We start from the raw sequence: 18,113 nt of genomic DNA, 5'->3' as shown, positions 1-18,113 counted from the left end.
GGCGCCGGCGGGTGCTCGCGGCCTGCGCCGGTCAGCTATTTCCGCAAAATGGCCAGCGCTTCCCGGTAGAGCTGAGAGAAACCGAGCAAGAGCGCGCTCGACAGCAGGAACGTCGCGAGGCTGTCATAATCGTCGGCCGTCGGCCAGGCGAACTCGAAGTAGGGGGGCATGAACACCCACCACACGATCGGTACCGTGATGATGGTGGCAAAGGCGCCGGCCGGCGCGCCGCCCATCAGCCCGGCGATCAGGATCGCCGGCACGAAGGCCGCGAAATAGAACTGCATGCCGAAGCTTGCGAACATCTCCTGCGTCGCGGTGGCGAGCACCACGGCCAGCAGGGCGACGACGAACGTCGACAATGACCACGGCCGCAGCTTCAAAATGTAGTCGTTGCCCTTGCGCATCGAGACGTCCCGGCCTCCGCGAGTTCCGGGAAGGTAGCCGAGGAGGCCTGCAAACAAAACCCCGTAGGACTCCGAGGGTCAGCGTTGTGCTCGGCGCAGTGAAAAGGAACCGTCCCGGTCAAGCCGCTGCCGCATTGTCGCGCTTATTGCATTGCGGCAGGGTGATGGTGGGACGACACAATGCTGGAATTTCTGATTGTCGTGCTGGTCACCGGGATCGGGTTCGTGGCGGGGTACGGCGTGCGCGAGCTGATCTCCCGCCGCAGACGGCGGTCTCCTTTCGGCGTTCACGCGCCGAAGGTTCGCGCCGCGCGGCATTGGGCACGGAGACGGCACGATGATGACGCCGACGCGCTCCTCGCCGCGAACGACGACATCTCCGCCGGTAACCTGCGACAGCCGCCCGGCACGCGGCAGGCCGGTCGCGCCACCCCACCCGACGAACTCGACGGCGCGGTTCGCGACCTGCTCGGCGAACTCGGCCGACGCACCGCCAAGCGGTCATCCGCACCGAACCGCCACCGGCAGTGAACCGGAACGGCGCGACGAACGGCGGTCAAGCGCCGCTACGGCTTGCGTTGGCTACTTTGCATGGGGTTGTTTTCGACATTTTTGATGAGGCGCGGTCCCGAAGGGTAGCAGAATGTCGACAATCGTCCGCCACCGGCGGTTCAGGAAGGGGAATGGTGGACGCACAAGGGATCGAACCTTGGACCTCTCCCGTGTGAACCACAATCTGTAGACCATAGCCAACCTAATCACGCCATAGTATAGTTTTGAAAGTCCTTGCAGAACATGGACTTGTGGCCATATTGGCCCCTAGGAGGCCATAGCTGGCCTTGGTACATTTTGTATGTCCCGGCCGTGCCCCTCGTGAATTTTCCCATGGGGCACAACAGAGCTGGGAACGTTGGGGGAACGGTTTGTGATCCGTTTCTTGGATCTCTCTCAGCGTGTCCCAGGGCACAAAGAGTAAGGGCACAAACGATGGAAAACAACGAGAAGGGTCTCAGAGCCGAGGTGACGGCGAACTACCTGAGGCTCACTGACGCGGCGATACGCGCAGCCACGCTGCCGCCGGGCAAATCGCAGCACTATCTGCACGACACAGAGCAGCCGGGGCTTGCCATCAGGATGCGCGCGACTGGTGGGCGGACCTGGGTCTTCCTGTTCACCAAGCCTGGGGCGAGAGGCACCCAACGCAAGACGCTGGGCGCATGGCCCAAGTTCAATGAGAAGGCCGCGCGCAAGGCTGCCACCGTCGCCGCCGGCGAGGTGGTCATTGGGGTCGATCCGAACGACGCTAAACGCGAGGCAAAGCGGCAACAGCTGGCCAAGAAGCAGTACACCACGCTGGCGACCCTGATCATTGAGGATGGCCCCTACGAAACGTCCCTGACCGGACGCCAGGTCGTCAACTGGAAACCGGCCATGTCGGCGCTGCAACGCGGTCTGAAGGATCATTTCGGCCACGCCATCGCCGAGCTGACGCGACGGCAAATCATGGCGGCGGTTGACAGGATCGCCAAGACCGGCAAGCGAGGCGCAGCCAAGGACCTGCGCAAGCACACGCACACCTTCCTCGAATGGTGCGTCGGCGAAGGTTACGTCGAGCACAACGTCCTCGCCGGCTATCGCGCGCCCAAAGAAACCCGTGCGCAGAGGGTCGGGCGTCGAACGAAGGGCCGCGCGCTGACCGATGAGGAGATCATCAAAGTCTGGCATGCGTCCGGCAAGCTCGGGACTTTTGGGCTATTGACACGCATGTGCCTACTCGGTGGCCCGCGTCGCAGCGAACCAACCATGATCGAGTGGCGAAAGCACATCATGGATGACCGCATTACCTTCGATGCGGCATGGACCAAGATGGGCCTGCACCACGACGTGCCGCGGACCCATCTCGTTGACGAGGTGCTCGCGGCCGCGAAACATTTCCAGCGGGCAACCTCCGATTATGTCTTCCCGTCACCAAAGACCGGCGGCCAGATGTCCGGCTTCACAAAGATGGTCAACCGCCTGGTCAAGGAAGCGAGCGTCGCCAAGTTCACCATGCATGACTTAAGGCGCAGCTTGCGCACGATCATGTCACGCTGTGGCTACGACAACGAAATCCAGCGGCTGTGTGTTGGGCAAAAGCCAAGTGGAATCGATCAGGTCTACAATCACGACGAACAGTGGATCATCCGCAAGATGGCGTTCGAAGCGGCTCACGACTACATTGCGGAGTTGGTCGGCGCGAAAAGCGGTCGGCAAAATCGTGCGCCTGCAGCGGACGAATCCGCTTGACCCGATCAAGGCCGAGCTCCTCGGGCGTCTCCGTGAGCATTATGCGGCTGAGGGGTCTTAGTGGTTTTGTCGCACTTGGCCAGATAGTCACGCACTGCATCGACACGATAGAGTGGCCGGCCATCGACGTAGCGCCATTTCAGCGGGTGGTTCGGGTCGCGCCGCCACTGCTCAAGTGCACCGGGCGTGCGCCGGATGACCGCTGCCGCCTCTAATGCGGTCAAGTTGGAGCTGCCCGGCAGCGTATCGATATCGAATGTCGCGGGCGGCGGCATGCCACGGTTCTTGCGATGGCGCTTCGTCGCGAGCGGCATTTTCAGACTATCTGGCGCCCGTAATCCCTCGATCCGATTCGCTTGGTCCTTGCCGCTCATGCCTTTGCCCTGAACCGTGATCGGGTCTGGGGCATTAGGCTCGAGGCTTTTCGAGCAAGAAAGGGATCGAGAGCGCAGATATTGCGGCGGGGTAGCTGTGGCGTACAAATGGGACGAATCGTTGCCTTTGCCACGAGGCCGCAACAACCGCATTTCACTAGACCGGCGAAGAGATGCCTGGGTCGCCGACGGTCGTTAAGCTTGTTCTCGCCGGGGCCGAGGGCTCGTAGGCGAGCGTCTGCTGACGCGTCTTCACAGCGTCCCAGGTATCCTGATCGACGATGCGCAATTCGGGAACGTGCAGAATCACCCACTCGGATTCGGGGTTTAGCCGAGAAACCCGTTTGCCCGTATCTGGGTCCTTCAGGTAGCGAAGCCGATTCCACACAAGGCGGCCGACATAGAGTTCGTTGTTGAGAATGCCAACGCCGCGCTTTGGATTGCCGTGAATGGTCGATGGTCCCCATTCGGCGCCTTGGGGTCCAGGCACACCCTTGCGGTTTAGTTCGAAGGCGATTGTGCGCGAGGATTTGCCACAGAGGTAATCTGTGAAGATGCGCCGGACGACAGCCGCTTCGGCTTCGTTTATCGTTCGATCGCCGCGGATTGGCTCGCCGCCGGCAGTGAACTGCTTGACGACTTCATATCCGAAGCACAGCCCCCGCCGGACTTACCGTGCGCGACGCGACCCCGCAGACCCCGACGCGTCTTGTCCGCTAGTGTTCTGTCACTGACATTTGAATCCCAGCTTGTCGCGAACATGATTCACTCGCGGGATGGGAAATGACTTGATTGTACTTGATCGCAAGGCTCGCAGGGAACTGGAGCAACTGCTCGTCGATGGAAACACGGCTCAGAAGATCGCCAAGCGAGCGAGGATCGTGCTGATGACGGCGGACGGTCATGGCGTCGTGGCGATTATGCGTGAGGTCGGGGTTTCGAAGACCACCGTCTGGCGCTGGCAGGACTATTTTGCCGAGGCCGGCGTCGATGGTCTGATCAAAGGCCGCTCCAAGCCGCCTGGCCGAAAGCCGCTCAGCGCTGCCATGAAGCTCAAGGTCGTCGAGAAGACCGTGAAGGAGCGTCCCGCCAATGCCACGCATTGGAGCGTGCGATCGATGGCGGAAGAAATGGGCATCAGCCACACGAGCGTGCAGCGCATCTGGGCCGAACACGGCCTCAAGCCGCATCTCGTGCGCAGCTTCAAGATCTCCAACGATCCCGACTTCGTCGCGAAGGTCGAGGACATCGTCGGCCTTTACGTCGATCTGCCGGAGAAGGCGCTGGTGCTTTCCGTCGATGAGAAGAGCCAAATCCAGGCACTCGACCGCACGCAACCGGGTTTGCCCTTGAAAAAGGGCCGTGCCAGCACGATGACCCATGATTACAAGCGCAACGGCACCACAACACTCTTCGCCGCGCTCGATGTGGCGGCCGGTACCGTCATCGGCGAATGTCTGGCACGCCATCGGGCAGACGAGTTCCTGTCGTTTCTAAAAACAATCGACCGCCGGACGCCCGCACATCTCGATCTGCATCTGATCCTCGACAACTACGCCACCCACAAGACACCGGCCGTGAAGCGCTGGTTGGCGCGACACAAACGCTTCACACTGCACTTCACGCCGACATCCTGTTCCTGGCTCAACCTCGTCGAGCGGCTCTTCGCCGAAATCACTCGCCAGCGCATCCGGCGAGGAACCTTCAATGACGTCACCGAACTCAAGACCGCGATTGACGAGTGGATCGAGCATCGAAACCAAAACCCAAAGCCCTTCAAGTGGATCGCCAGCGCCAAATCCATCCTCGCAAAGCACCGCCGAGCCAAAAAAGCGCTCGCCATCGCAAAAGCGGGATGCAAATGAATGAGTCAGAACACTAGGTCTTTCAGGAACAGGGCATTCATCGTGCCCTTCAGCCCGACGTGGAGATGTGTGACGTCGCCCTCCGAAAGGGTGACGATCGGCACGCCGGCGAAGGCCATGCGCTTGAAGAGCCCTGCAATGTCCTCTTGATCGCGGCTGAGGCGGTCCTCCTGTCATGCACTTCCCCCTACAAGTCGCCGCGCAATGGATTGATGATCTGAAGCCCAGCAAAGTCTTTTTCGTTGTCCGTCACCACCACGCAGTCATTGGCATCCGCGACCGCGGCGATGATCATATCGAGTCCGCTACGAGGGCGTCCGACAGCCTTCCCTTCCGCCATCAGCTGCGCCCAGACCAGGCCTGCCTTGTCGTCGAACGACAAAATGCGCCCCGCAAACAGCGCTTGCGGTCCCTCTTGACCAACGAACCAGGCGTCGAGCGCATCGCGCTTCTTGCCGCGTGGCGTCTCCAGAATACCGCGCCGGATTTCGGCTACTGTCAGCGAGGCAATGAACAGATCGTCGTCGCGCTGCTGGCCTATCCAGGCCAACAGTGGCTCTGACGGTTTCGGCTTGACGATGTTGCTGATGATGTTGGTGTCGAGAAGATAGCGCGTCACAGATCGGCCTTACGCCCCTCTTCACGGGGGCGCGTCAGGTCGAGATCGGCACCAACGAGCGGCGAGCGACGCAACGCACTCAAGATGCCACCGTGCTTCGGTGACCCGCCAGAAACGGCCTGTTGCACCGCCCGTCGGAGATGCCCGGCTTCCGGCCCTTCCTCGGTCAACTTCCGGGCAAGCGCTCTGATGAGATCGCGATCGGTCTCGAGGGCTTGGAGCTCAAACCGCACGATGCCGCGCTTGATCAGCCGGGATCGGTAATTTTCGATCGCCCTTTTCTGCGCACTATTGCCCACGGATCGCCTCCAATGGTATATCTGGATATCTAGCCGAATCTTCGGCTTGCCGCAAGACTGCGACGGTCTCATTTGACGTCAGCAGCAGTAGTAAGAGGTCGGTGTGTTGTCCGACGTTGCGATTAAACAGATTGCATCTTGCAGAGGTGACCACGACAATATTTTTCGTGCGCTCGACTTTGCGATTTCCCTATCCGCTACGCTTCGCATCTCGGATCAACGCGCGATTACGACACAAGATACTGATATCGCTAGATATTTTTCTTGCGTTGGGGCCGCGACTCGCTATCTTTGTCACGATGCGGAGCGATCCGCGCAACGACAAGGACGCCGCGTTGGCGCGACCGAGAGGAACAACATCCGAAAAGCTTCGCGTGGTCGCCGATACGGCGCCCGGAGCCTCCGTTGCGACCGTCGCCGCATCGAAATCCGATCCGCGCCTGGTCAATTTGGTGCGCCTGCTGGCTCGGCAGGCCGTGCGGGATTTCGTCCAAGCCGAAACAGACAGACGGAAGCGTGACCGTCTCCCGGAATGAGGCGTCATGAAGATCGCGCTCTACGCCCGTTACTCATCAGACAACCGGCGCGATGCTTCGATCGAGGATCAATTGCGCCTATGCCGGCTCCACGCCGAGAAGCAAGGTTGGACTGTCGTCGACAGCTATACAGACCGAGCGATCTCTGGTGCATCGCTGCTTCGCCCCGGCATCCAGGAACTGATCGGCGACGCGATTCGGGTGAAGTTCGCCATGGTGCTTGCAGAGGCGATGGCCCGAGCCATGCTTCAAGCACGTGCTGCGCGATCAGATATCCTCCGAAGGGGTCGATCCGGATCGCCGTGCCGAGACCAGAGACGCGGCCTGTGTGGCTGTCGATTGCCAGCAAGGAGATAATCGGATGCCGAACCCCCGTCGGGTCTTGAATCAGAAACTGGCGGGGATCGTCTCCGGCTGCGGCGGTGACTGGAAAGGGCATTGCCCAGTCTAGCATGGCAAGGCGAGTCGCCCTAAGGCGCATTCATTGTGAAGGCTCATCCGAGTCACAAGGAAACCGGCGCCGCCTTTTTTAGAAACGGCGCCGGTTTCTTTGTCAAAGGTCTAGTGAGCGGCGGCACCTTGCTTGATCGCAGAGGCGAAGCCTTCGACGACCCGAACAAATAGATCGGGATCACGCAGTGCGTTCTTGAACTCCTCAGCCCAATCCGGATTGGACTCGGTCCACTTGATCAGCGCGGTCGCCTTGACGCCCCGATGCTTGATCAGGAAGTTGGAGATCTTTGCCGGCACCGCGCCCGCGACAAAGGCGGCGTTAGCCGGTTCGGCGCGCGCCAGAAGAATGAAGGCCCGTGAGAAGCTCGCGAGATCGTCCTCTTCCGCGAGTTTGGTCAGGAGGTCCAGTACCGGCCCGGAGGGGGTCGTGTAGGCTGCCGAGCCCTGGGATGCGATAGCCTCGGCAATGCGGTGCAGTGTTTCTGGGGGCATGCTCTTAATTCCTTCGTCAAGGCCGGCGAGCGCTTTGGCTTTTGCCCTGCGCTCGGCGGCGAGGTTTCTGATGTCGTTTGCGTCTTGTTCGGTGGGCACCCACACGCGGACTTCCTGCCAGCCTTCAGCCAGGCGAACGTCGCGCTGGCGTTTTACTCGCCTGACTACCGTAGGATCGGCCACGAAATGTCTCCGTACTGTCGTTACGTGATATAGGTCGTAACGACAGTACGGGAAAGTGGTTCCTCAGAAATGGAATTCAGAAAACCTTGCGTAGGAATCCCCGTCAGGTGCCTTATTGAAGTATGTATAAATAACGTTTTATTATGGTGCCGAAATTAGCTCCTATGCGAAAGGTTTCTGTTGAACCGCGATAATCTCACTCACGTCGTGCGGGAACGATTGAAGCGGCTTCCGGCGCCCCATGCCGCGCATTACGGCGTGGTTCCGCTGCCCCCGCCCGAGGACGGCGTTGCCGTGGGTCCGGTCCTTGCCCGGCTCAGGGCGGCGGATACAGCCCTGGTGCGCATCGAGACGCTCGCGGCCGAACTAAATGACCCGTATCTGATCAGCCGCATCTTGCCACGGCGGGAAGCTGTCAGCAGCTCGGCGATCGAAGGCACCAACAGCACGCTTGACGAATTGCTGTCCGGTGAAGAAAGCGAAGACTCCCAGCAGGGCGAGGCGGTAATTCAGGTGCGTGATTACGCGCTCGCGCTCGATGACTTCCTGCCGCGGGCCAGACAAGAGAAACTGGAAATCTTCACAAGCGGTTTGGTGCAGGATCTGCATCGCGCCGTCATGCGCGGCGACGCGGAATACAAGGACAGGCCCGGCGATCTTCGCCAGGTTGTCGTCTGGATCGGCGGCAGGGGCGATATCGCTTACTCAACCTACAATCCGACGCCGCCGTCGGACATTGCCGCGTGCCTTGAGGGCACGATGAAGTACATGCGCTGCGAGGGCATGCAGGCAATGTACCAGAGCTTCATCGTGCGAATGGCGGTTGCGCACGCACATTTCGAGGCGGTCCACCCGTTTCGTGATGGCAATGGCCGCGTTGGCCGTCTGCTTTTGCCATTGATGATGGCCGCCGAAGGCATGATGCCGATTTACCTGTCGCCGTACATTGAAGCCCACAAGACAGCTTATTATGAATCGCTCAAGGCGGCTCAGCAGCGCCTCGAATGGCATGAAGCGGTCGGGTTCATGGCAGACGCGATTGTCGGCACCACAGATGAGCTCCTGAAGACCCGCGACGCCTTGTCTGCACTTGGCGATCTATGGCGGAAGCGGCGGAAGTTTCGCCAGGGCTCAGCCAGCCTGCGCGCACTCGATGTTCTGCCGCACTATCCGGTGCTGACCGTCAAGCGTCTGGCCTCGCTTCTCAGCATTACGGTGCCTGCAGCCTCGCAAGCGGTAGAGCAACTAGTCGAGAATGAAATCTTGAACGAGCGTACCGGCTATGCGCGCAACCGCGTCTTCGCCGCGCCCGACGCGCTGTCGATCATTAACCGCCCCTTCGGCGAAGAACCCATTCTTCCCGGTGCGGACACCTGACGGCCGCCATGCCGGGCTGATAATCGGTGACGCCGCGAGTTGCGGCCTCGCCCCGCCGTCGGTCATGCGTCGGCTGGACTTCCTTGAGACCCAGGCGATTTTCCATAGCACGCGATCCCGCAAATGCTCAATGATCACGTCGGAGGAAGGGAGATTCGGTAGATGGTCGGGGCGATTCTCCGAAGGACACTCAAGAGAGTGGTTGACCTTGCATCGATGCACAGCATCACGAGTGATGCGCTCATTGCGATGAGCAAGGACGATTATCAGGTTCTCCGTCGCGCGGCGACGCGTGCGCGGCTCGACAGGAAAGCGCGTTTCGCCTGCGCGAAATGCGGACATGCCGTCTATGCTCCGCGCGAAGGTCGGACCGGCCAGCCTTACTGGAAACACCACCCGGGTGCCCCACAAGTTTGTCCCTGGTGGACGGGGACGCCGGCCAGCGTCGATATCGTTAGCGCGCAGCAATTTGACGGAGCGCGGGAAAGCCCGCTGCATGCTAAAATCAAACATATCGTCGGTGAGTTATTGACCCACGATCAGCGCACGACCGCGGGAAGCGTCGTTGTCGATGAGTATCTCATCCTAGAGAATGGACGACGGCGTCCGGACGTACGGGCGATCTACGATCGCATGCCACTCGTTGTGGAGGTTCAACTTTCAACCACGCAAATCCCCATCATAGTGCAACGCGAAGATTTCTATGAGAACGCGTCCATTCGCCTGATGTGGCTGACTTGGAATTTTGAGCCACCCGCGAGCCGCCGATTACTCAGTTCGTTTGAGGACATTTTCTACTCCCACGACAAGAACCTGTTCTCAATGGACGATGAAACGATAGTCCTCTCCAGACAGCGGCAAGAAGTAATCTTGCGCGCGTTCTGGCTGGATGAAGATGCATGGCGCTCGAAATTGGTCACGATTTCCGACCTCAATTGGATCGAGGGAGGGCGCGCAAACGCGGTCCCGTCGAGGCCGCCTTGGCATCATGACTTTCTGTCGCGCTGGCGCGGCGCGCTCGGAGAAAAAGGTACGAAATGGAAAGAGCGTGAGATCCTGTTTGGCGAACTCGTCGCCAAAGTGGCGATTCCGGGGAGCGACGTCAACGAACTGCACGCGCTCGACGTGGATGCATTGATCAACTGTCTGCTTTCCCTGGTCGACGGTCGGCCGGTCGGATCGCGGCAGCAAAATCTTGTCGAGGTGCTGAACTCCTTCCTCAATGTCGAGCGACGACAGCGCTATGTGCGCCTCATTCGCACCTTCGCCCAACTGACCAACAGGGATGCTGTCCTTGAAATCGAGAGTGTTCGCAACAAGATCGGCAAAGCACGCACAGTGGCGCAAGACGATCGCCAAAGCGTGTCAGGAAAGATCGCGCTGGCCTTGTTCCCGGAGATCTTATCTTCAGCTTGACGCAATGCCAGCAGCGTATCGCAGCGCTTGACGTATTCTGCACCGCGATCAAGTGAGTCGAGGATTGCTGACGGGGCCGGACTGCCTCGGAGGCAGCGACTTGGTAGGAGACGATGGCGGAATAAGGTGGGAAATATCGTGCATTCCGTAGATAGTGACGGCCTCAACCCGCCGTTCTCGGCGATGGCGAACGTCTCCGGCCGCACGGCCGACACTGCATACCGTCACATCGCCTCGGCGCTGGTGCGTCTTGCCGATGGCGGCCGGCTGGTCACGATCACCGGCGCAACCTTCTCGCCCGAAGCCTCAGCCTGGCGCGACGCCTTCGCCCGATTGCAGGAACGCGGCCGGGTGGTGTTCACCGCCGCGATCGCTGGTGCGGTTGACGCCAAGCGCGGCACCACGACCGAGACGCGTCTCGCGATCATCGACAAGACGCCGGCCGATGACCCGCGCATATTCCCGAAGTCGCCGGGAATCGCGCCCGACGTCGCGACGCTGCTCCGCTGGATCGGCGAACACGTTCCAGCTCGCTTGCCAGTCGCCTCGACTGGCGCGCTTCCCGTGTCAGCCTCGCCGGCACGCACCGTGCGCGGCTATCTGGCGCGGGTGGCCGCACAGTCGACCAAGGTGTCGGTCACCGATCCCGAAGCCGTTGATCTCGCCTATGAGACAATCGACTGGACGCCGCCCGAGGGCGCGCGCCTCAGCGACGCCATCTACGAGGAGTACCGGCTGCAATCGATCCGGATCCCCGGCGCGCAGGCGCACCCGACCAAGCTGGTGCAGTCGGCGGCGATGGCCTCGGTCGCGCCGGCAAAGCCGAGCTAACGGCCACGTCTGCCGGCCAACCTCGTCAGGGACGGCATCCTGTCCGACGCCCAGCTCGAGACGCTGATCTATGCCGGCGAGGCGCACGGTCATTATCTCGCCGGCGCCTGGACCGTTGACGAGACCTTCGATCTCGTCACGGCCGCCCGCGACGACGCGTCGAACGTCGTTCGTTTCCGTCGAGGCTTCATGCTCGGCGACGGGACCGGCGCCGGCAAGGGTCGCCAGTCCGCCGGCATCATTCTCGACAATTGGCTGCAGGGCCGGCGCAAGGCGGTCTGGGTCTCGAAGTCCGACAAGCTGCTCGAGGACGTCCAGCGCGACTGGTCGGCGCTCGGCATGGAGCGTCTGCTGGTCACACCACTCTCGCGCTTCCCTCAAGGGCGTGAGATCCGGTTGGCCGAAGGTGTCCTATTTTTAGCCTACGCTACGCTGCGGTCCGACGACCGCGGCGAGAAGCTTTCGCGCGTGCGGCAGATTGTTCAATGGTTGGGCTCCGACTTCGACGGTGTCATTATTTTCGACGAGAGCCATGCCATGCAGAATGCCGGTGGCGGCAAGGGCGAGCGGGGCGATGTCGCGCCCTCGCAGCAGGGCCGTGCTGGCTTGCGCCTGCAGCACGCGCTCCCGAACGCCCGCGTCGTCTATGTCTCGGCGACGGGCGCCACCACGATCCACAATCTCGCCTACGCCCAGCGGCTCGGCCTGTGGGGTGGCGAGGATTTCCCGTTCGCGACCCGCGCCGAGTTCGTCGAGGCGATCGAGGAGGGCGGCGTCGCGGCGATGGAGGTGCTCTCCCGCGACCTTCGCTCACTCGGCCTTTACACCGCCCGCTCGCTTTCCTACGACGGCATCGAATATGAGCTGGTCGAGTACCAGCTTACCGACGAGCAGCGGCGCATCTACGACGCCTACGCCGGCGCCTTGAGCGTCATCCACAATCACCTCGACGCAGCCATGCAGGCCGCTAACATCACCGGCGAGACCCGCACGCTCAATCGCCAAGCAAAGGCGGCCGCGCGCTCGGCCTTCGAGTCAGCCAAGCAGCGCTTCTTCGGTCATCTGCTCACCAGCATGAAGACGCCGACCTTGGTCCACTCCATCGAGCGGGATCTGGCCGAGGGCCATGCCGCGGTGATCCAGATCGTGTCGACCGGCGAGGCGCTGATGGAGCGTCGGCTCGCCGAGATTCCACCTGAGGAATGGAACGACGTGCGCGTGGACATCACGCCGCGCGAATACGTGCTGGATTACGTCGCCCATTCCTTCCCGGTGCAGCTCTATGAGCCCTTCACTGACGCCGAGGGCAATCTCTCGTCCCGGCCCGTCTTCCGCAACGGCCAGCCGGTCGAGAGCCGCGAGGCCGTCGCCCGCCGCAATGAGCTGATCGAGCGGCTCGCTTCTCTTCCGCCTGTTCCCGGCGCGCTCGACCAGATCGTGCAGCGTTTCGGCGCAGACCTCGTGGCGGAGGTGACCGGACGGTCGCGACGCGTGGTGCACAAGGGTGACCGCCTCGCCGTCGAGACCCGGGCCGCCTCCGCCAATCTCGCCGAGGCCGCCGCCTTCATGGATGACGCAAAGCGCGTGCTTGTCTTCTCGGAGGCTGGCGGCACGGGTCGCAGCTACCACGCCGAGCTCTCGGAGCGGAACCGCCGGCTTCGCGTCCATTATTTGCTCGAGCCGGGCTGGAAGGCCGATGCCGCGATCCAGGGTCTCGGTCGCACGAACCGCACCAACCAGGCGCAGCCACCGCTGTTCCGGCCGATCGCGACCGACGTCAAGGCCGAGAAGCGTTTCCTTTCGACCATTGCGCGCCGGCTCGACACGCTGGGTGCCATTACGCGCGGCCAGCGCCAGACCGGCGGCCAGGGCCTGTTCCGGCCCGAGGACAATCTTGAGAGCGACTACGCCCGCGATGCGCTGCGCCAGCTCTATCTGCTGCTTGTGCGCGGCAAGGTCGAAGGCTGCTCGCTCCAGATCTTCGAGAACGCCACGGGCCTGGAGCTCATGGACGCGAACGGCATCAAGGACGAGCTGCCGCCGATCACGCGTGACGCCGAGGCGGTGTGCCGCCATTACCTGTCCAACGGAAGGCGCCAGGGCCGCTACTGGATGGTCGGCGACGTCCGCAATACGCCCGGCCGGTCGATGTTCGTCCGGCTCAGCGGACCGGAATTCGGTCCTGGCGCCGCCGGGCATTGGCGGGATGCCGCCTCGGCCGAATATGGCGATCTCCTTGACGTGATCCGCGAGAGCTGCGGTTTCGTAGACTTTCGCGATGTCGCCAATGAGGCCCGACGCTTTCTGAGTCTGCCCCATCCAGAACTGGAGCCAGAGCCAAATCGCCTCCGCTCGAGAAAATCGCCCGCGTCCCTCGGATCTTCGCCTGCTCGGATTTGACGCCCTTCGGGCCGCGAGCCGCGTGCAGATCCCGGCGCAGGACGTCGCGCGCTTTATGGACCTGGCGGCATAGCCGGAACGGATAAGGGCAATGCGGCCGCTTCATTACGGGGAGGCCGGTGGTCCTGCCTCCCCTCGGCGCCGGAGAGGACCGCACCCACGGCCTTCTGAGAGGGCGATCGGGCGGCAAGCGGCTCGGACCGGCAACCTCGTGGGTCGACTATTTTCCGTCGGCGGCAGCCGCAATCTGACCTTCGCGATGATCGACAGCCGCGATTTCCTGGTCGCGAAGAAGCGCGCAGACAATCAGGTGCTCATGCCGCCCGGCCCGAAAGTCGCGTTGACCGGTGGACTCGACTTCAACGATCACCGGTTGATCTGGGCCAAGCTCGATCAGGTTCACGCCAAGCATGCGGACATGGTGTTGCTGCACGGCGGATCGCCCAGGGGCGCCGAGTTGATCGCCGCCAAGTGGGCCGACAACCGCAAGGTTCCGCAGATCGCCTTCAAGCCCGACTGGACGAAGCATGCCAAGGCCGCTCCGTTCAAACGCAACGATGCGATGCTCAACGAGCTGCCGATCGGGGTGATGTATTTCCCGGGCACAGGCATCCAGGACAATCTGGCCGACGAGGCAAAGAAACTCGGCATCCCGGTCTGGAAGTTTGGCGGCGCATAGGCGCCGCCGTACCCCGTCGTGCAGAACGACGGGCGAGCTGAGAGTCCAATCGCGCCATGAAGTACCTAACAACCCTCAGGCGTCCTCATCATAGTAATGTGACTCATCAATGGCGCCCGATGTATCCAGCTCCGGCTGCCTATACCCGACCCGACTGGCTACACGCTCAAATGACATGATCGTTGTGAACGCGATCGAATCTCCGTGAAAGGGTTTATCCGGATCGTTGTCCCCATTGAGCGCACCTGAGACATTTGCCACAAGGACATCGTCTCCAACGTCCAGACTTACTTCTTTGACGTAAAGCTCATCAAAAAAGGCGTTCGTCATAGCCATCTCACCCGAGAGGGCGTCCTCGATCATCATGGGATCTTCTTGAATGAAGGACACGTTGATGTACTCTTCGAGATCTCGGGTGTACCAAACCTCACCAGAAAAATAGCCGTTTGTGCTAATAAAGTTGGAGAGCTGCGACGCCAGTTCGTCAACAACGGGTAGGCCCGCGGGAAGACCGTTGAGCTGCCGCACGCGCTGGTCCATCAAGCGCAGATCGGGCATGAGGATCGCGGCCTTGTCCAAAGCCGCAAGCTGGTACTTCGGCTCGGCCCTCAGAGCCGCCGCGGTACCATAGCCAAAATACGCAGCCACGATCTCGTGGGCGTGACCTGATCCGAGCTTGCCGCCGGCCAGATTGTTGAACGTCATACGCAGAAAGTCTGCGCAGTCCTTTTGGATGGTAGACATGGCAAATCCATTTTACTCCGGCGTCTTAGTGGCAGTCACAAGCGCTTCATGACCACCGCGCGCCGGCAGAATGGTTGCCGTTGGGGTGTTCGATTGAGAAATCGAGATGCCGCCTTTTGGGTCGCTTGCAGCCCAGGCGATCGGCTCCTGACCGTCAATATGGTCACTTTGTCTGTCGCGCGCAACTGGATCTGTGACGATTCCGGTCGCTGCTTTTGCTGCTATAGTGTTGCTCGCGCCGTGGTCGTGGTGGAAGGCACGACCGTCAGACCTTTATCTCACGGAGCCCACCACCATGGTCATCTTCGGACCACTGCTCGTCGTCGTTGGCATCGGCTTTTTTCTGCTGGCTGCTGTTCACACTCGCTGTTTTCGCGCTGCCCCTCTTCGTTGGCCTGACGATCGGCATCTGGGCCTTCTACACCGGCGCCGGAATGCTCAGTGGCACGGCAGCAGGGCTCGTGGCGGGCGGTGCAACCATTTGCATTGGCCAACTCGCGCTTGCCTACGTGCCATGGACTTGGCTTAGACTCTTGATCATCCTCCTGTATGTCGCGCCCGCCACGTTCGCGGGTTACAGCGCGACGCACGGAATCGCCCAGATGACGATGCCTTCGCCCGCCTGGCAAACGATCTTCGCGATCGTTGGCGCGACTGCCGTCACCATCACGGCGTTCATCCGCTTTACGGCTACGACCGCACCCGGATCCGTCGGACGGGATTTGGCGCAGGGCTAACACCCGAGCGTCGGACGTTGGGCCGCGACAAGATCAGGCGTCCAGAGCGCTCGCGGCGCCCATCCCCGATACTCGATAGAGAACGGTGAAGCTCGATCATCGCGATGTGGCCGAGCTAACGGCGACTGTTGAAACGCGGTGGTCTAGGCGGTGACGTCCCACAAACACGGCCGACAACTCGAGTCGTCGGGCGTATTGCTCGAGTGCGGTCGCGGAAACCTAGATCCTTGTGTCGCCATGCGGCCGGGAGCCAATCACCACTGAATTCGTTGGGCCGGCTTCCCGGCGGGACTCGCTATCGCTGCGTTCTCCTTGATGTCAGCTCTGTTCGGATCGAGCGCGCGAAACGGCCTCTTCGATGGATGGATCTGGCCGAAGGCCGGCTAAGAAGCCTCGACCGCCTATGGCGCAACAGCGGCGTCACAACTTTCATCCCCTGCCGGCTGCGCCGTCATTCCTCGCGAAACAAGAAAGTTCCTCCTTTGCTGTCGAGCCCCTGCGGGGTGCGCCGTAGATCGCCTCCGGCCTGTCGATCACCATTGAGGCCGCAAGGTGCGGGCTCGGAAAACAGAGATCAAGGAGAACTACCATGGCGACCATCGGCACCTTCAAGAAGACCGGCAACAACGAGTTCAACGGCGAAATCGTCACCCTCTCGCTCCAGGCCAGGAACGTCCGCATCATCCCCGAGACCAGCCGCTCGGGCGACAGCGCCCCCAGCCACCGGATCTATGTCGGCCGTGTCGAGATCGGGGCCGCCTGGTCCAAGCGCTCCAACGAGGGCCGCGATTATCTGGGTCTCAAGCTCGACGATCCGAGCTTCACCGCTCCGATCTTCGCCAACCTCTTCGCCGACGAGGAAGGCGAGGGCTTCAGCCTGATCTGGTCTCGCCCCAGCCGTCGCAACGGCGACTGACCCGATCCACAATGCCTTGCCCGGCTGGTCCGGGCGTGGGCATTATTTGCTCAGGAGCCGGCCGCGATCTTGCGGCAGCGTCGCACCACGACCATGCGAGCTTCGCAGGACGGACGCACTGATTCCCTCGAGGAGCTCTAGTCGCAAGCCACCGAGGGCGCGTCGTCGTGCTTGAGGTGTCGCTTTCGGACATTGTAACTCACCAGCCAGATCACGCCGACCGCGATCGGCACGAAGGCTGCGGTTAGGAACGAGGGCTCTACTCGCAGTCCGACATCATGCGCGCCCTTGGCAAGATAACTAAACAGGCTGACCACATAATATCCTATCGCCCCGACCGACAATCCTTCGACCGTGCACTGCAGGCGAAGTTGCTGTCTCGCGCGCTCGTTGATAGCCTGCAACAGGTCACGATTCTGTTGCTCGATTTCGACGTCGACCCGGGTTCGCAACAGATCGGCGGCACGCGCGAGCTTCACCGACAGAGTCGCCTGACGATCCTCCACAGTCGCGCAGGTTCGCATCGCCGGCGCCATGCGGCGCGCCAGAAACGACGACCAGGTTGGATAACCCGAGACATCGTTGCCTTCAATGATGGACAGTCGCGATTGGACCAGCTCGTTATAGGCCCTGCTGGCGCCGAAGCGAAACAGGCTGCCGGTCGCGCCTCTTTCGAAGGAGGCGGCCAGCGCCGTCAGTTCGGCAAGCAGATGGTTGTTGAACTGCAGCCCCTCACCGCTTTGCATTTTCTCGAGCGCCTCAACAAGACGGCGGTCGATGCGATCAACAGATGGTGCAAGCTCAAGGGCCGCCGACAGGCCAAGCAGCGCCAACGGACGGTAGGTCTCGATTTCCAGGAGCCGTTGCACCAGCGCTCCGAGATCGTGCGGCGTCAACCCGAGGTCGCAGACGAGGATTTTCGTGAAGCCTTTTTCGTCTACGCGGAAGTCTGAGGCAGCAACCCCTGCACCGCTCTTTGTGGCAACCATGGCCAGGCTATTCTTGTCAAAAACCTGTTCGGCGCGCCTGGTCGGCGAGGCGTCCTGCTCCACTTCTAGCCTAATCGCGACCAGCAACTGTCCGGTCTGACGCAACGCGTGGATCAGCGATCGGACGGTACCATCAACTTTGTCAAATTGGTGTGCGGCAGAACAATTTGCGTTAGTCCAGATCCAGGTGAATGTTGTAAATTCCGAATGCTGCTCCCAGCGTAGCGTAGCGGGCCCGATGACAATCTGATGAAGTTTCGCCGATTGCTCAGGCGGCGGAAGATTGCGCTCGAGGCAAAAATCGATAAAACGGCAGCGATCGCTTGTGGCCGCCTCGCCCTGTGCGAGAAAAGCGAAGTGGATCACGCTGAAGGGCGAAACAAGGCGCGTGAAAGGGCGCGCGTGCACTTCGCCGAGCACAGCGTTGCGTTGCGGATGTGGCGTGAAGGTTCGCAGATCCAGTTCATCGGTCATGTCTTGACGCCTCGCTTCAGGGTGAGCAGGCAACCG

General features: G+C 61.4%; 14 protein-coding genes and 5 pseudogenes. 11 read left to right on the top strand and 8 right to left on the bottom strand.

Annotated elements, in window-relative coordinates:
• Positions 1 to 35: 35 nt before the first annotated feature.
• Positions 36 to 407 (bottom strand): DUF4118 domain-containing protein, encoded by a 372-nt coding sequence (locus ACVWW1_RS22200; RefSeq protein WP_176529532.1) that lies wholly within the window; start codon positions 405 to 407, stop codon positions 36 to 38.
• A 180-nt stretch (positions 408 to 587) separates the two neighbouring features.
• On the opposite strand from ACVWW1_RS22200, the gene ACVWW1_RS22195 reads away from it, so the two are divergent.
• Together ACVWW1_RS22195 and ACVWW1_RS22190 are read left to right on the top strand one after the other, a co-directional pair.
• The gene (locus ACVWW1_RS22195) at positions 588 to 938 is read left to right on the top strand and encodes a hypothetical protein (protein ID WP_456657428.1); all 351 of its coding nucleotides are present in this window, start codon (positions 588 to 590) and stop codon (positions 936 to 938) included.
• A gap of 456 nt (positions 939 to 1,394) precedes the next feature.
• Positions 1,395 to 2,754: pseudogene (locus tag ACVWW1_RS22190) on the top strand (tyrosine-type recombinase/integrase).
• Here ACVWW1_RS22190 and ACVWW1_RS22185 read toward each other — a convergent pair.
• On the bottom strand, positions 2,699 to 3,067 hold the full coding sequence (locus tag ACVWW1_RS22185) for a hypothetical protein (RefSeq protein ID WP_429032199.1): 369 nt from the start codon (positions 3,065 to 3,067) through the stop codon (positions 2,699 to 2,701). The pseudogene ACVWW1_RS22190 and the gene ACVWW1_RS22185 overlap by 56 nt on opposite strands.
• A gap of 157 nt (positions 3,068 to 3,224) precedes the next feature.
• Entirely contained in the window at positions 3,225 to 3,623 is a 399-nt protein-coding gene (locus ACVWW1_RS22180; RefSeq protein ID WP_456660648.1) for a recombinase family protein, read from the bottom strand.
• 220 nt (positions 3,624 to 3,843) lie between these two features.
• On the opposite strand from ACVWW1_RS22180, the gene ACVWW1_RS22175 reads away from it, so the two are divergent.
• A complete protein-coding gene (locus ACVWW1_RS22175) occupies positions 3,844 to 4,932 on the top strand; it encodes an IS630 family transposase (RefSeq protein WP_456657427.1) in 1,089 nt (362 codons plus the stop codon).
• A 187-nt stretch (positions 4,933 to 5,119) separates the two neighbouring features.
• On the opposite strand, the gene ACVWW1_RS22170 is transcribed toward ACVWW1_RS22175, so the two are convergent.
• Together ACVWW1_RS22170 and ACVWW1_RS22165 are read right to left on the bottom strand one after the other, a co-directional pair.
• Entirely contained in the window at positions 5,120 to 5,551 is a 432-nt protein-coding gene (locus tag ACVWW1_RS22170; RefSeq protein WP_429034189.1) for a PIN domain-containing protein, read from the bottom strand.
• Complete coding sequence (locus tag ACVWW1_RS22165; RefSeq protein WP_429034188.1) at positions 5,548 to 5,850, bottom strand: hypothetical protein; 303 nt, start codon at positions 5,848 to 5,850, stop codon at positions 5,548 to 5,550. Before ACVWW1_RS22165 ends, ACVWW1_RS22170 begins: the two co-directional genes overlap by 4 nt.
• A gap of 146 nt (positions 5,851 to 5,996) precedes the next feature.
• On the opposite strand from ACVWW1_RS22165, the gene ACVWW1_RS22160 reads away from it, so the two are divergent.
• Together ACVWW1_RS22160 and ACVWW1_RS22155 are read left to right on the top strand one after the other, a co-directional pair.
• Positions 5,997 to 6,386, top strand: coding sequence for a hypothetical protein (locus ACVWW1_RS22160; protein ID WP_429034187.1), 390 nt, complete (start codon positions 5,997 to 5,999; stop codon positions 6,384 to 6,386).
• 6 nt (positions 6,387 to 6,392) lie between these two features.
• A pseudogene (locus tag ACVWW1_RS22155) lies at positions 6,393 to 6,626 on the top strand (recombinase family protein); the annotation flags it as partial.
• Positions 6,627 to 6,947: 321 nt separating this feature from the next.
• On the opposite strand, the gene ACVWW1_RS22150 reads toward ACVWW1_RS22155, so the two are convergent.
• Positions 6,948 to 7,514: a hypothetical protein gene (locus ACVWW1_RS22150; protein WP_429034186.1), complete on the bottom strand. Its 567-nt coding sequence runs from the start codon at positions 7,512 to 7,514 to the stop codon at positions 6,948 to 6,950.
• Positions 7,515 to 7,694: 180 nt separating this feature from the next.
• Here ACVWW1_RS22150 and ACVWW1_RS22145 point away from each other — a divergent pair, with 180 nt between their 5' ends.
• The 4 genes and pseudogenes from ACVWW1_RS22145 to ACVWW1_RS22130 all read left to right on the top strand — a co-directional run.
• Positions 7,695 to 8,891 carry a Fic family protein gene (locus tag ACVWW1_RS22145; protein ID WP_429034185.1) on the top strand — a complete coding sequence of 399 codons (1,197 nt, stop codon included), beginning with the start codon at positions 7,695 to 7,697 and terminating at the stop codon, positions 8,889 to 8,891.
• A gap of 162 nt (positions 8,892 to 9,053) precedes the next feature.
• Positions 9,054 to 10,307, top strand: coding sequence for a DUF6035 family protein (locus ACVWW1_RS22140; protein WP_429034184.1), 1,254 nt, complete (start codon positions 9,054 to 9,056; stop codon positions 10,305 to 10,307).
• A 162-nt stretch (positions 10,308 to 10,469) separates the two neighbouring features.
• Positions 10,470 to 13,187: pseudogene (locus ACVWW1_RS22135) on the top strand (strawberry notch-like NTP hydrolase domain-containing protein); the annotation flags it as partial.
• Positions 13,188 to 13,779: 592 nt separating this feature from the next.
• Positions 13,780 to 14,217, top strand: a pseudogene (locus ACVWW1_RS22130) (DUF2493 domain-containing protein); the annotation flags it as partial.
• A gap of 75 nt (positions 14,218 to 14,292) precedes the next feature.
• Here the strand turns inward: ACVWW1_RS22130 and ACVWW1_RS22125 are convergent.
• A complete protein-coding gene (locus ACVWW1_RS22125) occupies positions 14,293 to 14,961 on the bottom strand; it encodes a hypothetical protein (protein ID WP_456657426.1) in 669 nt (222 codons plus the stop codon).
• 295 nt (positions 14,962 to 15,256) lie between these two features.
• Here ACVWW1_RS22125 and ACVWW1_RS22120 point away from each other — a divergent pair.
• Both ACVWW1_RS22120 and ACVWW1_RS22115 read left to right on the top strand, forming a co-directional pair.
• Positions 15,257 to 15,698, top strand: a pseudogene (locus ACVWW1_RS22120) (hypothetical protein).
• A gap of 589 nt (positions 15,699 to 16,287) precedes the next feature.
• Positions 16,288 to 16,614, top strand: coding sequence for a DUF736 domain-containing protein (locus ACVWW1_RS22115; protein ID WP_429034182.1), 327 nt, complete (start codon positions 16,288 to 16,290; stop codon positions 16,612 to 16,614).
• A 137-nt stretch (positions 16,615 to 16,751) separates the two neighbouring features.
• Here the strand turns inward: ACVWW1_RS22115 and ACVWW1_RS22110 are convergent, their stop codons facing one another.
• Positions 16,752 to 18,077: a DUF3422 family protein gene (locus ACVWW1_RS22110; RefSeq protein ID WP_429034181.1), complete on the bottom strand. Its 1,326-nt coding sequence runs from the start codon at positions 18,075 to 18,077 to the stop codon at positions 16,752 to 16,754.
• Between the last annotated feature and the right edge of the window lie 36 nt (positions 18,078 to 18,113).

This window comes from Bradyrhizobium sp. JR3.5 (assembly GCF_054057015.1).
Note: the sequence above shows the minus strand (reverse complement) of the source record. Positions and strands in the feature narration are given on the sequence as shown.

What these genes read in the sequence shown, in the direction of transcription:
- ACVWW1_RS22185 (WP_429032199.1), bottom strand. Translation starts at nt 3,067, where the DNA reads ATGAGCGGCAAGGACCAAGCGAATCGGATCGAGGGATTACGGGCGCCA.
- ACVWW1_RS22110 (WP_429034181.1), bottom strand. Translation starts at nt 18,077, where the DNA reads ATGACCGATGAACTGGATCTGCGAACCTTCACGCCACATCCGCAACGC.
- ACVWW1_RS22140 (WP_429034184.1), top strand. Translation starts at nt 9,054, where the DNA reads ATGGTCGGGGCGATTCTCCGAAGGACACTCAAGAGAGTGGTTGACCTT.
- ACVWW1_RS22195 (WP_456657428.1), top strand. Translation starts at nt 588, where the DNA reads ATGCTGGAATTTCTGATTGTCGTGCTGGTCACCGGGATCGGGTTCGTG.
- ACVWW1_RS22175 (WP_456657427.1), top strand. Translation starts at nt 3,844, where the DNA reads ATGGGAAATGACTTGATTGTACTTGATCGCAAGGCTCGCAGGGAACTG.
- ACVWW1_RS22115 (WP_429034182.1), top strand. Translation starts at nt 16,288, where the DNA reads ATGGCGACCATCGGCACCTTCAAGAAGACCGGCAACAACGAGTTCAAC.
- ACVWW1_RS22200 (WP_176529532.1), bottom strand. Translation starts at nt 407, where the DNA reads ATGCGCAAGGGCAACGACTACATTTTGAAGCTGCGGCCGTGGTCATTG.
- ACVWW1_RS22125 (WP_456657426.1), bottom strand. Translation starts at nt 14,961, where the DNA reads ATGTCTACCATCCAAAAGGACTGCGCAGACTTTCTGCGTATGACGTTC.